This window comes from Bacillus sp. CH_48 (genome assembly GCF_038008465.1).
Classification (GTDB): Bacteria; Bacillota; Bacilli; order Bacillales; family Bacillaceae_G; genus Bacillus_A; species Bacillus_A thuringiensis_S.
On the sequence record NZ_JBBOZF010000001.1, the window covers coordinates 3,185,727 to 3,201,438 of the forward strand.

Genomic DNA, 15,712 nt, shown 5'->3' on the forward strand with positions numbered 1-15,712 from the left:
ATCCATAAAAAGAAAAAATACGATATTCTTTCTGTAGAATCATAGGAAAGGATGGCGTTTTTTATGTCTGTTTCTGTGTCTGATGAATTACAACTATTTGCTCAAGAGATTCAACGTTTTTTATCTCCAAATACCTTACGGAATCTTGCTAGAGATGTTGGTTTCGTACAACGAACCAGTAAGTACCAAGCAAAAGATTTAGTCGCTTTATGTGTATGGATGAACCAAAATATCGCTACGACGTCTTTAACTCAGTTATCTAGCTGTTTAGAAGCCTCGACAGAAGTACTCATCAGTCCCGAGGGACTGAACCAACGATTTAATAAAGCAGCCGTTCAATTTTTACAACACATACTAGCTGAACTACTAAGCCGAAAATTGACCTCATCTATACAGATTTCGTCTCCATATACTTCTGTTTTCAAGCGTATCCGTATTTTAGATTCAACTGCATTTCAACTCCTAGATCCCTTTTCATTCGTTTATCCGGGCGCAGGAGGATGCAGCCATACAGCAGGAGTAAAGATTCAGCTTGAGTATGATTTATTAAGTGGACAATTCCTTCATATTCATACAGGTCCAGGTAAACAACATGATCGAACCTACGGTTCCCTGTGTGTCCCAACTGTAACAACGAATGATTTATGTATCCGAGATTTAGGCTATTTTCATTTGAAAGATCTTCAACATATACAAGATAAAAAGGCTTACTATATCTCACGTATCAAATCGAATACACGTATTTATCAAAAAAATCCTAAACCTAATTATTTTCAAGATGGCAGAATTAAGAAAGGTACAGAGTATATCCAGATAGATATGGAGGTTTTAATGAACTCACTTCAGCTAGGACAAACATGCGAAATATCCAACGCTTATGTAGGAATGACTGATAAAGTCCCAACTCGTGTGATTGTTCATCGACTAACAAAAGAACAATAACAAAAAAGGTTACACGATCAAACTGTAAGAGAAAAAAGAAAGGAATGAAGTATTCTGCTCGTAGTAAACGACTTAGCGGTATCAATGTATATATGACAAATACGCCTACAGATATTGTACCTATGGGACAAGTGCATGATTGGTATTCTTTACGTTGGCAAATCGAGATTTTATTTAAAACGTGGAAATCATTGTGGATATTGTTTACCTTGTGTTATATGGAGAGCATCAATATTAAAGGCAGAAATTGAGGATGGGAGCAGATATAGAGATAGAGACTTTACCAGTGGTCCTACGGCAAAAACTAATCTTAATTCTTACAATATAGGCATTAAAAAACACAATAAAAAGTATGTATTCTTGAAAATACAAAATTCAGGACCTATTGAAACAAATATAGAACAATTTATAGGTGTTTATAATAGAGGTATGGAAGAACTTAGCTCTTTATTGGAGGAGTATAATGAAGAAGTTTTATCATGATACACATTTGCATTTAGATTTATATAAAAATACTTATGAAATTATAGAGTATATAAATAACTTTAAATCATACACGATTGCAGTTACTAACCTACCTATTTTATATGAAAGAGCGATGAAAACATTTCCCAAAAGTAAGTATATACGCTTTGCAGTAGGGTTTCATCCAGAGCTAATTCAACAATTTTCAGAGCAAATTCCGCTTTTTTATGAAACAATAAAAAAAAGTAGATACATAGGGGAGATAGGATTAGATTTCAGTAAGAACAATCTAAATTCAAAAGAATTACAAATTCAAGTGTTTACAGAGACGGTTAAGATTTGTAATAAAATAGGTGGGAAGATATTAACGATTCACTCTAGAAACGCTGCCGAGACGATTATAGATATAATAGGAGTGAATTTTAACGGGAAAATTATTTTGCATTGGTTTACTGGTGGTTTGAAACAATTACAAAGAGCTATTCAATACGGTTACTATTTTTCAATTAATCAAGAGATGGTGAGAAGTAAAAATGGTAGAGAAATAATTAGCCGGTTACCAGAGGAGCGAATATTAATTGAAAGTGACGGACCTTTTACTAGGGGAATAAATAAAGATTATAAAGTACAATTTATAGATGAAATTGTACAAGAGCTATCCCATATTAAAAATTATGATGTAGAGAAAGTATATGAATTACTAAAAAACAATTTTAAGGAGTTATTAAACTAGACACGAAGGAAATTTTATAGAGATTAGTTTAATTTTTGTATTGAAAATATGTTTTATAAAAATTATGTAATAAATACGTAATGTATAGTAAAAAACTCAAATTAAATTTGTTAGAAGTGTGGTTTTGCTGTATGGTAATACAAATTATCTGCTAATTCTTCGATTGTATATTAAATTATTAAATACTCTTGTTAATAGTTTGATCATATAGGACGGATAATTCCAGTTTTTTAGCAAGAAATAATATATATTTCTTGCTTTATTTAAAATGTAAATATAGAGAATTTTATTAATTAAGGATTCTTTTTATTGGGTACATTCAATTTTGTAAAAAGGATTATTACTTTTCGTAAATTGACGTCAAACATTAATTATACCTATTACTGAAGCAATTATTAGACATGAGGAGAGAGCGATTAATGAAATGAAAATAGAATTAACGCTAAAATATTTTATTTTTATTATATATAGATATATAATAAAAATAAAAAGTTAGGTGAATAAATTGAATGAAATATTAAAACAAATTTCTAATTTTTTAGGTTTAGAAAATAATCGTTAGAAGCGTTTATTTTGTTTATTGTGTTTTTTATTGCAGCTTGGTTAATTAAAGAGTTTAAAGATATTTACAGTAAAGAAAGAGAAACTTTATCATTAAAACAAATAGAAATGAAAGAAAAATTATCAAGCGTGAAATTATCTATAAAGTTATATAGAAGACAAGAAATAGAGATGAAAGATTTATTAGAGTCTATCTTTAAAATTAATGCATATTTAAATCGTAATAAATATAAAGAACTAAAAAATATTTTAGAGGATATAGATAAAGTTGATTTTGTAGATAAATTAGATGATTTTGTAACAAATTTATTAGATACAATAATGAATCAGACGAATATATATATAATAAAAGAATATAGTATGGCTCAAGATGTTGAAAGGTTTTCTAGAAGAATGAAGGACATTGTGTTACCGATTATAGCTGCAAGTATTGTTATTTTTTGTTCTTGTGTCCTATTAACATTTTATGCTTCAGGTAAGACTCCTTTTTGGGGAGCTATGCGCATGTACTCATTTATATTTTTTATATCTTTTCTCTCCATTTTTATCAACTCTTTGTTCAGCAAACAGGATGATACAAAAACTAGAATTTATTTTGGCATAGTAGCAGTTTTATCTACTCCACTTTTATTTTTCGAAAATATTTATTGTTTAATAATAACATTGTTAGGTATTTTGGGAGTTGTTCTTATTCGAAAATATAAGGATGAATAGAAAAGTTGATTTTGCAAATAGAGTTTAGAAATTGAATGTTTTCGAGTGTTGAATGCTGGAGAATTGTTATATAGAACAATGAGAGGGAATAAGGCTTCTTTAATTAAGTTTTTAATATAGTATAAGAATTCATAATTTATAACTCGAATTGTATTGACCCAATTAGGATAGAAGAAATTTAGTTTAATATGAAAATAAAAAGGTAATTAATGTAAAGTAAAAATTAGTTAGACTGGAAACGAAAATCTAATTGATACAATAATTTTCAGTCTAACTAATTTTTCCTCTTGCACAGTGAATAAATTATATTTCAAAAGGGGGCAACATTTACTGTTGCTCCCTTTTAATATGTAGATTTAATTGTTAAACGAGAATATGGTGAAGTAATTTTGCAGTTTATTTCTTGGCTGCGTTAGCTTATATTTATCTATGTATAAAAAAGCGCTGTATACAGCACTTTTTAAAAGGTGCATGAATAGTATAATGAAGATTTTTACATTATTAAAGACATAACTATGCATGGCCTAATATTGATTCTTATTTGGTTAATTGTCATAAGGATCTATACGATTATTTATTTTTATTATTATTAATTTTTTCAGTGTATAGAACTTGCTCTTTGTAGTGTTTCTTAATTGGAAAGTTATGTGTACCTGTGCCGTTCTTGAATTTTTTATCAATGGGGTTCTTTAGAGGAACTGTTGTGGTTTCAGTAAATTCATATGGGTAATTTATTTTAGATTTATCTTCAAACATGAAAATGCCTCCTTTTAGGATTTCCTAAATTCTTTACTATAACATGATATGCATATAGATTTTTTTGGACTAGTTATTTATATAGGTTAATGGAATTTAATTACATAACCACTGAAACCTTTTAAAGGAAAATAATTTGAGAAAGAAATGGTATGAATAGCCGTTGGCTCCTATTGTTATTTTTTTGTTTGACAGCGCAGTGAATAATGCATATAAATTCAATATAGATTGTTTTTATAATATGGTTTATATGAGATTTTCTTGATAATATAATGTGGAATATTATAGTATTATTAGGTTATTAGGAACATTTAATGCTGTTTCATAACTGAAAGGGAATTGAAAAAAAACTGAAACTTTTCTCATAAAAATTCAATCTAACTTGAAAAATGAAAGGAAAATGAAATTTTCCAAAAGATATTCTTTGTTAAGATAAAAAGCATACATACAAAAAGTATTGGTATATCTTAAAAATGTATTTTCAAGATATAGTGGGGGAAAAGATGAGATTAGAAAAAAAATTAATAAAAAAGATGTATTATGAAACATTCCTAATGGAGAATGAAACAAAACCAACTCTTGACGTACTTGGACAAGCTTATGTAAACGATGAAAAAAATGAGATTTCTGATGGGTCTTATATTCGTTTTGCACAAGGTGAATTTTATTATCGTCATCAAGATTTTGAAGCAGCTATTTTTAAATGGGAGAAGGTTAGTAATGAATTAGCACCATGGGCACAAAAAAATATTGCGGATGCTTATTTCGAACTTAATCAATTATCATATGCTGAAAATATTTATACTTCTATTACTACTGATAATAAAATATTGATGATCGAAATTAGACTACAATTACTTTCTCTTTACATTGAGCAAAATAATTTTGACTCAGCTTTCGGTGTTATTAAAGAAGCAGTTTCTTTAAATCCTGATTATCCGAATGTCACAAAAATTGCCCGTTCCTTTTATGAGGAACAGCAAGATTTTGATAGTGCAGTAGAGCTTGCTGTGAATGAGTTAATTCGAATAGAATCGTATCCGTGGTTTGAGGTATTAAAAGGATATATTGATAAAGGGTTTACTAAACATATTTCACCAGATTATTTTTATAATGCATTAGCTACATTAAATAATGTAGATCAAGTACAGTTTACGCAAATGGTTTCATCACTTTGGAACAGTTATAAAGATGAACAAAATTATTTATTATGGCTTAATACAATAAATGAATTTTTCTTACATATTGAAATACATTCGTCCGATATATGGAACAAAGTTTCTGCTCTTTACGAAGAAACTTACTTTGCATTAATTCAAGGTCAATATACGCTTAGACAATTAAACGATATCATACCCAATCTGTTAGCAAATTGGTTAAAGGTAGTTAATCCATCTTATGCTGTATTTCCATCTGCAGCTGTATTGGCATGGGATGAGATTTTCCCTTCCAAAATAGATTCAGCAAATATAGAGCATGCGGAAAACTTACTGTCACATTCTATTAATCATGTAAATGGCTTAGAGTACAGCTTACACCTTTTTGAATCTATTACACAGTGGGCACAAAAGCACAATATAGAAATAGGTCACCGATTTAAATGGTTAGTTGACGAACTCGCAGATTTAAGAACAAATCGTATTTTAGTAACGGGTACTTCAGGAAATGGAAAAACTACATTTATTAACTCTATATTAGGAGAAAACATATTAGAAAAATCAATTTCAAATGTAGTAGTTTTAAAAAATGATGCTCATATAGAAATAAACGCTATAACAGACTCAGCAATTACAACAACGGAAGATGTCTCTGATTACCATAATATGATGTCTCAGCACCATCAAACATATAGAGATAGAGCGTGTGTTGAATTTAAATTACCATGCAGATTTTTAAATGAAAATAAACTTACATTTGTAGTGACACCTGGCTTTAATAGGAATAACGACACTAGAGATGAGATATTCGAATATTTAAATTCTGTAGACGAATTACTGTTCGTATTGAATGCGGATTCACCTTTTACTGACAAAGAACGTGACATTCTATTAAGTATTCAAGAACATACGCCAAATTTACAAATTCATTTCTTATTAAATAAAATCGATAACATTTACAGTGAAGCAGAAGTGAAAAGGGTATTACATGATACGGCAACGAGAATAAACACATATTTCCCGCATGCGAGAATTTTCCCTTATTCCTCGTTATATACAAGTAGTAAACAATTAAATGATTTAACTGAGTTTATTCATTTTAACTTTAATCATAAAAATATCGATGCAGAACGTACTGAAAAGTTATTATTTTTCATTCGAAAAACAATTACATATCTTTTGGATAAACGTGTTGAGAAAGAAAATAATCTAGTAGATGCTATTAATTGGAATGAAGATATGCTAGTGAAACTAAACGGTAGCATTAATAACCTTACTGCATTTGAGAGGGAAAAAATTCATTTCATTACACAATCATATCGTTCAATGAAGACTGAAATTACAAATGATCTTACTGAAAATATTCCGAAGATATTAAAGAGCTGTTCTAATTTAATTAGTGAAGAAAGTGATTTCGGGCACATGGATACGGAACTAAATAAAGCAATGAATGAAAAAGTGCATAAATATTTAGAACAAACTGTATTACCTAATCTCGCTCTTTCTATGCAAAATTGGATTGCAACTTCTAATAATGAGCTTCTTCAAAGTCAAACGTATTTAGAAGAACTTAGTGAAGGGCTTAATTCACTATTTGGAGAAAATAGAATACAGTTAGAATGTGATTTTAAAGTGCTTGATGACTGGCGCAGAGATACTGACAGGATGACGACTAGAATACAAATGGATGAAGTAAATATTTTACGTCGATTTACGCCAGCACAATTTTTGTTGAAAAGTGCCGGTAAATTATTTGGAGTTCTTCCTAAAAATAAATCTATGCTATATAACAAATACAAACAGTATGTAGAAAATGAAGATTATACTGAAGTAACGGCTTCTATTATGAAGAAATTTTTCTTGCAATTTGAGCTGTTTGAAAACACACAAGAGCGAGATATTAATATATTCTTTAGGAATCCATTTAACTCCTTAAAGCAAGCTGTAGAAAACACTCATTTAGAAATACAAGAAAAACAAGAGATATTACATAAGATGAAATCAAATCCTGAAATCTATCATGATTCTATCATGCTCTTTGAATTGAGATTGCGTCAATGTGAAGTAATTTTAAATATAGGTGATGATAATACCTATACGGATGTAGCTTTAGAAACAAGCGTAGAATAAAAGTAAACACATCAGATTTTTTATATAAAAAATCTGATGTGTTATAAGAAAGTAAAAAGGAGCAATTGTAATAAGTTGCTCCTTTTTCATATATAGATTATTTTTCTGTTTCTTTAATTTTAGTTTGTACTTCGCCAGTTTTAATTTTATTACTTTCTGAGAAGCGTAATAAATCGCCTTCAATAATTTTGTCAGACATTCGTAATTCATTTTGTGCACGTTTAATGAGGGCTTGAGCTTCTTTTTTTGGTAAATCTACAATTTCCCCTGTTATACGGTCGTAGAAAGTGTTGTTTTTGTATGCATACTTATCTGTAACGAAGCTACCATCGCGTAAAACAACAAAGCCAGTATATTCATCTGAAAACATATCATGGCCAAAACGGATATCATTCGTAGAACCAACACCTAATAAATTTAGAATAGTAGGTTTCATATCGATTTGTCCCGTAGGCTTTGAAATAGTTTGACCTTCTGTTTGTCCAGGAATATGAATATATAAAGGTGTACGTTGTAAATTTAAAGTATCAAATTCTGTTATTTGATCTTTGTCTAAAAACTGTGCCATTGCACGATTATGTTTTTCGGAAATGCCATAATGATCACCGTATAACACAATAATAGAATCATCATACATTCCCTCGGCCTTTAAACGCTCAATAAATTTTTTAATTGATTCGTCTAAGTAACGTGCAGTTACGATGTAACGATCGAATACGCCATTACCAGAGTTGTATGGTTCAATGAATTTTGTATCTTCATCATACGTGAATGGATAATGGTTTGTTAAAGTAAGGAAACGAGCATAGAATGGTTGATCAACAGTTTTTAATATATCTACTGATTGATCAAAGTATTCGATATCTTTTAATCCCCAATTTAAATTTGTTTCTGGCGTAATTTTGTAATCAAGCTCATTATAGTAACGATCATAACCAAGAGCGGAGTACATAATATTACGATTCCAAAATGTTGCGTTATTCGCATGGAATACAGAAGTGAAATAACCTTGCTGACGTAAAATTTCTGGAGTCGCAGTATAATCATTGTTACCGTGTGTGAAGAATACAGCCCCTCGATTTAATGGATACAACGACGTATCGATTAGAAATTCAGAATCGGATGTTTTCCCTTGACCAGTTTGATGGAAAAAGTTATCAAAGTAATAACTTTCATTTATGAATTCATTTAGGAATGGTGTAACTTCTTGCCCATTGACTGATGCGCCTATTAAGAAGGTCTGCAAGGATTCAAGAGTGACGACAATTACATTTTTTCCTTTCGCTGCACCAAACATATTAGGGTTTGGCTCGCTTTGGTTTGCTTTTACGTAGTTTTCAGTTTCTTGTAATTTACTACTATCAGCAAGTGCTTTTTGTGACCCAGCTTTTACTTGCAGTGTTAAGTCATATACTTGGTGAGTATATAAGCCTAAATTTTTGACAAGCATTACCCGGTCGAATGATCTCGTTAATAATTCAGGGCGCTCTTTTTCTGCAAGCTGTAGATTCGCAAAGAATACACCAATCGTTAAAAGAAAGTATAACAAGCGTGTAGAATGAGTTACACGTTCTGTTTTAAAGACCAATGATTTCTTTTTTAATAAAATAAAGAAGAAAACAATGTCTACGAATGCGAGTATAATTTTGTAGTTTAATATCTCTATAATACTGCCGCCTAATTGGCCAAAGTTTGAGGTTTGTCCAAGTACTGGTAATGTAACGAAATCATTATAAAAATCATAGAACATTACATTTCCAACAAGCACGATCGTTAATAAGAAATTAATACATAGCGCTATATAATTTCGTTTTTCACCAGTTGCAAATAATGCTAATCCAACAAATGCTAATGATGCGGCTAGAGGGCTAATAAACAAAATAAGCTCTTGCGTTGAAGACTCAATTTTTAAATCAAAACTGAATCGCGTAATAAGATATGTTTTTAACCATACTGCTAAAGCCATTATTATAACAAAACTTATATTTTGCATTTGTAAATTTATTTTATTCTTCATTTTTACACCTTCTTTATACAATTTATTTAATTGAAGTTATATATTATGTTTTTATAACTATTAGAGTTTAATGAACCATTTAGATTATGTTTTCTAAAGGGAATAATTTGAAGTATTCATATACATACAATGGGGATTTTTAAAGCGTAGTAGCATAAATATAACTCTTTTTGAGAAACGGGCAGAACAAGTCATAGTTGTAGTGAAATTGACTTATAGACATCCTACCATATTAAACACTATGATGATGTTACAAAATATCGAACAAATGAAAGTGAAAATGGATAGAGACTTTTAAAACTGTTGACATTCAATTTATTAGAATTGAATGTCAATCGTTTTAAATATACAGTTATGTTACATATGTATTTTGTAAAATTCCGTTTCTTTGTCAGTTAATCATTAGCCGGGAAGGATAGGAGGGATTATTAAAACACTTTTACTATATATAAGTAAAAGTGTTTTGGAATTGAAAATATTTGACTGACATCTTAATGATAGAAATTAAATGTCAGATAAGTACTTTCCAACATACAGACCACTTGCAGCAGCTTGAGATAAGGAATGAGTGACGCCGGAACAATCTCCAACTAAAAATAGTCCATGCACACTTGTTTCAAAAGAGTTATTGATTTTTATCGTAGGAGCATAGAACTTTCCGTCAATTCCATATAGTAAAGTATGTTGATCAATAGGCTCTTGTATAAATTGTTCTAAACGTAATAAAAATTCTTTCAGCCCTTCAATATATAATTGAGGAACTTCTTGATTCAAATCTCCATAATCCCCCTGTAGTGTAGGTTGTATACGATTATGTTCCATGCTGTTTTCCGCCGTAGGTTGTTTCTTTAATAAGTCCTCTAAGCGCTGTATAACAATCCGATCTCGTCCTTGGTTAATGCCTTTAATAATTGAACTTGCGTATACATTTGCTTCTTTGAGAGTTGGAAAATAGCGAGGAATAAATAAAGTGAAGTTTAAATTAGAAGTGCCAGTTCCTTGCTCTCGAAAATTTTGACCGTCAGGCATAACTAAACCTTCTTCGTACTTTCGAATGATGCGTCCTTTTGGATTCATACAGTAAGTAGTTGCTGTGAAATGCTCACCTTGATAAGAAAGTTTTGTTTCAAAAGTATCTTTTAATATAGAACGTAATTGATGTTCCTTCATTTCTACTCTAATTCCTAAATCTACACGTGTTTGCTCCTGAGAAATACTTAGAGAACTGCATATTTCTTTTAACCAATCGGCCCCTGAACGCCCAGTTGCAAATACTAGTTGCTTAGTTTGAACTGTTCCTTGATTTGTCTCTATTGTAAAATAATCTTCCTGTTTCAGAATATGTTGTACATCTATTTGAAATTTGATCTTTATTTTCGTCAGTAAAAATTCATAGAGCTGCTGAAAAATGTTATTGGAAAGGGGAGTACCAAGATGTCTTACTTCTGTTGTTAGCATTTGTAAACCACACGCTTCAGCTCTTTTAGTGAGACTTGAATTTTCAGTACAATATTTTGAGACAGAACTTCCACCAAACTGACATAGAATTTCATCTACTTCAGCCATGAGCTGTATAAAGCCCTCTTTACCGACTTTTTGCTCAAGTTCTCCGCCAAATCCGTTTGTATAATTAAATTTCCCTTCAGATCTTCCTAAACCACCAAACCCGAAATATTTATCACATGTAGTACAATTACACAATTTTCCTTCGTCTAAAGGACAATGGCGATCTTCTAGCGCTTTACCTTTATCAAGAATTAAAACTTTTTTGTTACTTTTAGCTAGTGAATAAGCCATAAAAATGCTACTTACTCCAGCGCCGATAATTGTAACATCATACATATTCTTTCACCTGCTAACGAATAGTTTGTTTTTTATTTTTCTAGTGTATAACAATTTTATGAAGTTAAGAAATAGCTTTTATTAATAAAGTGGGAGTTTTTGAACTTGATGCTGTATTAACTTCTCCGAGTGGTGGAGTTAATACAAAAATTTTTATTTGAAAGAAGAAATAGTTTGAAAAATCACTATGTCATATGATTAATAACATCTTACATAGAAAAAAAACAGACCTTTTAAGTGAAGAGGTCTGTTAATGATTTTAAATCTTATTTAGCAAACACATGGTTACCAATTACTGCTACTGTTTGACGTGTCGTAATCCACTTGTCTGTTGATGTTTTTGGATTGTAGAAATAAATCCAGTCAGAATGTACTCCATTTGTGGAGATAGCCTCTTCTACAGCCATTTTTGCTTCTGCACTTGCAGGCTGATTAATTCTGCCATCTGTAACAGGAGTAAATGCATATCCGTATTTAATAGGTTCATAAATAACACCTGTTATTGTATTTGGAAAACCTTTTGCATTTACACGATTTAGTATAACTTTTGCTACTGCTACTTTTCCTTTATAGGATTCGCCACCTGCTTCAGCAGTAACTAAGCGTGCCATTAAGTCTTTTTCTTTTTGTGAAATGCTTGAGTTAATTTTTAAATGTTGTCCTGTATAAAGCTTGTTTCCGACTGTATTGTTAATTTGTTTTATAGATTGGACGGTGACATTGTAACGCTTTGCTATCGTTTCTAATGAATCCCCCGGTTGTACTTGATAAATAATTTGTCCAGAAATGCTCGCAGACTTGGCGTTTTGAGGAACAGTGATTTCATTTGATTTCACGGACCCTGGAATATGTAACTGTTCGCCAATAAAGGTTTTATCGTTTCCTTTATTATTAGCCTGTTTAATGGATTGTATTGAAACTCCGTATTGTTTACTAATGCCCCAAAGTGTATCGTTCTTTTTTACTGTATGAATGGTAGAAGCTTCAGCTGTACTTTGACTACATACGAATGTAATTGCAGCCGCGGATAAAGGGATTATATGTTTTATTTTTAGTAATTTCATTGTAAATCCTCCTAAGAAAAAATTAAGGTGAAACTATTAAGTAATGTAGTTCAGAATGTTTATATGCGTAATATATTAATGTAAGTATATTAGCACATATAAAATAAATAATCACTATAAGTTTCATATTCGTGTAGTGTAGAGTCAGAATATGAAATATTGCATATGAAAATACATTGAAGTTCATATTTCTGATTACTATAATCTATTTAGTAGAAAGGGAATACGTTATAGAAATAAAATCATTATATATTAATATAATGATTAATAATTATTAATAGGAGGATTGATGTAATGAAAATATTTCAAAAAATGTATGCGTCAACTGTAATCATTACAACACTTTTAGGAACAGGAGGCACTATCAATAGTGTACATGCTGATTCTATAGAACAGCAGAGTAAATTAGGGATAGAACAAGAAACAGATAAGCAAATCATTGTAAAATTTAAAGCAGATTTGGATTTTCCATATGAAGATGGTATTGAAAAACAAATACAATCTCAAACGAATGATAAAGTAATAAAAGATCTTTTGACAGAATATCCAGATGTAACATTTACTCGTTTATTCACATCTGTAAGCCCGGAACAAATACAAAACCTTGAAGTGAAAGCACCTAATCATGTATCTACAAGTTTATTAAACTACTATATTCTTCAAAATCAAAATAGTGGGTATGAAGAAGAAATAGTAGATAAGTTAAAGGCATCTTCTTTAATAGAAGATGCGTATATGAAGAAACAAGAGAAAATAATGCCACCTGAATTGCAATCATCAAGTGTAGCTCTTAATCCTAATAAAAATCCTAGATTTAAAAAACAAGGTTATCTTGAAGCAGCCCCATACGGTATTAATGCGCCTTTCGCCTGGGGAGTTCAAGGCGGCAATGGAAATGGTATCACTTTTGTTGATATGGAATACGGATGGCTATTAAATCATGAGGATTTATTACATCAAAATATTGAATTAATGTCTGGAAGAAATATAAATCAGCATGTCGGTCATGGGACGTCTGTACTAGGAATTGTATCCTCTGAGGACAATGAAGTCGGGAATATTGGGATTGCGCCAAAAGCGAAAGCAAAGGTTATCTCTCAAATAAGAGATAACGGACAGTATAATACGGCTGATGCAATATTAAGCGCTGTAAATCAGTTAGAAGCTGGGGATGTTTTATTGTTAGAGGCGCAAGCATCCTTTGATGGATATGGTGATAAATATTTACCTGTTGAAGTACAACCAGATATTTTTGATGCAATTCGTGCTGGTACAGATAAGGGAATTGTAATTATAGAGGCTGGAGCAAATGGGTGGAATGATTTAGATCAGTTCAAAGATAGAAAGGGTAAGCAAGTCTTAAATCGTAATAGTAAAGATTTTAAAGATTCGGGTGCAATTATGGTAGGAGCTGGCTCTTCATCTTTCCCTCATGAACGTATGTGGTTTTCGAATTATGGAAGCCGTATTGATGTGTACGGATGGGGAGAAAATGTAGATACAACTACAGCCGAGCAAAGTAGAAGTGCTGTAAATCTTTATACTTCAAGCTTTAGCGGAACATCTAGTGCTTCGCCAATTATTGCTGGGGCAGCGACTTTAGTACAAAGCATTGCTAAAGAAAATTTAGGACAACCATATAGACCTAGTGAACTAAGAGCAATATTAAGCAACCAGAGCACAGGAACAAAATCTAAAGATCCATATGCAGATAAAATTGGTGTTTTACCAGATTTGAAGTCTATACTAGTAAACTTAGGCTATGAACAAAGAAAACCAAACGGTGGGAATGAATTACAAGTAACAGAAAATGAACCAAATAATGAGCCTAGACAGGCAAATAAAGTTAACTTTCATACACCGGTGAAAGGAACGCTACATAATAGTGATAGAGTAGATGTATTTACTTTCCAAATTGACTCGCCGGAAAATATTAATATTTCTCTACTAAATGAACAAAATATCGGAATGACATGGGTACTTCATCATGAATCAGATTTAAATAACTATGTAGCATATGGTGAAAATGAAGGAAATGTAGTTAAAGGAACTTATAATGCAAAGCCAGGAAAATATTATTTATACGTCTATAAATATGAGAATAAAGATGGTTCATATGTATTGAACATAAAATAAGCAAAAGGAACTTCAGATGAAGTTCCTTTAAATTTTTCTAATTTAGTATATGTGAATGATTTTTTAACTTTACTTCTATGCAATATTTCATATTGATGGAATGTTATTTATTTTTTATGAACTAGCTTATATTATATTCAATAAGTTTGATATAAAAACAGAAAAAGAGAGTGATAATAATGAGAAATAAGAAGTTAATTTTGAAATTATTCATATGTAGTACAATATTTATCACATTTGTATTTGCTTTACATGATAAGAGAGTAGTTGCAGCTAGCTCTGTTAATGAGCTTGAAAATTGGTCGAAATGGATGCAACCTATACCTGATAATATTCCGTTAGCACGAATTTCAATTCCAGGAACACACGATAGTGGGACGTTCAAGTTGCAAAATCTGATTAAGCAAGTGTGGGGAATGACGCAAGAATATGATTTTCGCTATCAAATGGACCATGGAGCTCGCATTTTTGATATAAGAGGACGTTTAACAGATGATAATACGATAGTTCTTCATCATGGGCCATTATATCTTTACGTAACACTGCATGAATTCATAAATGAAGCGAAACAATTTTTAAAAGATAACCCGAGTGAAACAATTATTATGTCTTTAAAAAAAGAGTATGAGGATATGAAAGGGGCAGAAGATTCATTTAGTAGTACGTTTGAAAAAAATTATTTTGTTGATCCTATCTTTTTAAAAACAGAAGGAAATATAAAACTTGGAGATGCTCGTGGGAAAATTGTACTACTAAAAAGATATAGTGGCAGTAATGAATCTGGAGGATATAATAATTTTTATTGGCCAGATAATGAGACGTTTACCACAACTGTAAACAAAAATGTAAATGTAACAGTACAAGATAAATATAAAGTGAGTTATGATGAGAAAGTAAAATCTATTAAAGATACAATCAATGAAACGATGAACAATAGCGAGGATTTAAATCATCTATATATTAATTTTACAAGCTTGTCTTCGGGTGGTACAGCATGGAATAGTCCATATTATTATGCGTCTTATATAAATCCCGAGATCGCGGCATATATTAAACAAGAGAATCCAAAAAGAGTTGGTTGGGTTATCCAAGATTATATTAGTGATAAGTGGTCACCGATTCTCTATCAAGAAGTTATAAGAACTAATAAGTCGCTTTAATTTTTATCATAATTTCATAGAAACAATATAACTCT

10 protein-coding genes and 1 pseudogene are annotated in these 15,712 nt (G+C 30.8%); 7 read left to right on the forward strand and 4 right to left on the reverse strand.

The features are described 5' to 3' along the window. Positions 1 to 63 precede the first annotated feature (63 nt). The 4 genes and pseudogenes from N2V92_RS16135 to N2V92_RS16150 form a co-directional block, all read left to right on the forward strand. A pseudogene (locus N2V92_RS16135) lies at positions 64 to 1,139 on the forward strand (IS4 family transposase); the annotation flags it as partial. Beyond that, the gene (locus N2V92_RS16140) at positions 1,078 to 1,425 is read left to right on the forward strand and encodes a hypothetical protein (protein WP_062804400.1); all 348 of its coding nucleotides are present in this window, start codon (positions 1,078 to 1,080) and stop codon (positions 1,423 to 1,425) included. The pseudogene N2V92_RS16135 and the gene N2V92_RS16140, both read left to right, overlap by 62 nt. Continuing rightward, positions 1,406 to 2,140: a Qat anti-phage system TatD family nuclease QatD gene (gene qatD / locus N2V92_RS16145; protein WP_016077353.1), complete on the forward strand. Its 735-nt coding sequence runs from the start codon at positions 1,406 to 1,408 to the stop codon at positions 2,138 to 2,140. The genes N2V92_RS16140 and qatD overlap by 20 nt, the downstream gene beginning before the upstream one ends. A gap of 573 nt (positions 2,141 to 2,713) precedes the next feature. Continuing rightward, complete coding sequence (locus N2V92_RS16150; protein ID WP_340864337.1) at positions 2,714 to 3,415, forward strand: hypothetical protein; 702 nt, start codon at positions 2,714 to 2,716, stop codon at positions 3,413 to 3,415. Between the two features lie 570 nt (positions 3,416 to 3,985). Here the strand turns inward: N2V92_RS16150 and N2V92_RS16155 are convergent. Continuing rightward, positions 3,986 to 4,171, reverse strand: a complete 186-nt coding sequence (locus tag N2V92_RS16155) for a hypothetical protein (protein ID WP_000461138.1) — start codon at positions 4,169 to 4,171, stop codon at positions 3,986 to 3,988. Positions 4,172 to 4,674: 503 nt separating this feature from the next. Between N2V92_RS16155 and N2V92_RS16160 the strand changes: the two genes are divergently transcribed. Then, positions 4,675 to 7,458, forward strand: coding sequence for a dynamin family protein (locus N2V92_RS16160; RefSeq protein WP_001235292.1), 2,784 nt, complete (start codon positions 4,675 to 4,677; stop codon positions 7,456 to 7,458). A gap of 97 nt (positions 7,459 to 7,555) precedes the next feature. Here the strand turns inward: N2V92_RS16160 and N2V92_RS16165 are convergent, their stop codons facing one another. The 3 genes from N2V92_RS16165 to N2V92_RS16175 all read right to left on the reverse strand — a co-directional run bounded on the left by N2V92_RS16165 (position 7,556) and on the right by N2V92_RS16175 (position 12,381). After that, positions 7,556 to 9,475 (reverse strand): LTA synthase family protein, encoded by a 1,920-nt coding sequence (locus N2V92_RS16165; RefSeq protein WP_086397843.1) that lies wholly within the window; start codon positions 9,473 to 9,475, stop codon positions 7,556 to 7,558. 504 nt (positions 9,476 to 9,979) lie between these two features. Beyond that, positions 9,980 to 11,317 carry an NAD(P)/FAD-dependent oxidoreductase gene (locus tag N2V92_RS16170; RefSeq protein ID WP_000272394.1) on the reverse strand — a complete coding sequence of 446 codons (1,338 nt, stop codon included), beginning with the start codon at positions 11,315 to 11,317 and terminating at the stop codon, positions 9,980 to 9,982. A gap of 266 nt (positions 11,318 to 11,583) precedes the next feature. Then, positions 11,584 to 12,381 carry a cell wall hydrolase gene (locus tag N2V92_RS16175; RefSeq protein ID WP_000771010.1) on the reverse strand — a complete coding sequence of 266 codons (798 nt, stop codon included), beginning with the start codon at positions 12,379 to 12,381 and terminating at the stop codon, positions 11,584 to 11,586. A 294-nt stretch (positions 12,382 to 12,675) separates the two neighbouring features. Between N2V92_RS16175 and N2V92_RS16180 the strand changes: the two genes are divergently transcribed. Both N2V92_RS16180 and plcA read left to right on the forward strand, forming a co-directional pair. Continuing rightward, complete coding sequence (locus N2V92_RS16180; RefSeq protein WP_016077356.1) at positions 12,676 to 14,517, forward strand: S8 family peptidase; 1,842 nt, start codon at positions 12,676 to 12,678, stop codon at positions 14,515 to 14,517. A gap of 179 nt (positions 14,518 to 14,696) precedes the next feature. Continuing rightward, complete coding sequence (gene plcA, locus N2V92_RS16185; RefSeq protein ID WP_042595511.1) at positions 14,697 to 15,677, forward strand: phosphatidylinositol diacylglycerol-lyase; 981 nt, start codon at positions 14,697 to 14,699, stop codon at positions 15,675 to 15,677. Positions 15,678 to 15,712 lie beyond the last annotated feature (35 nt).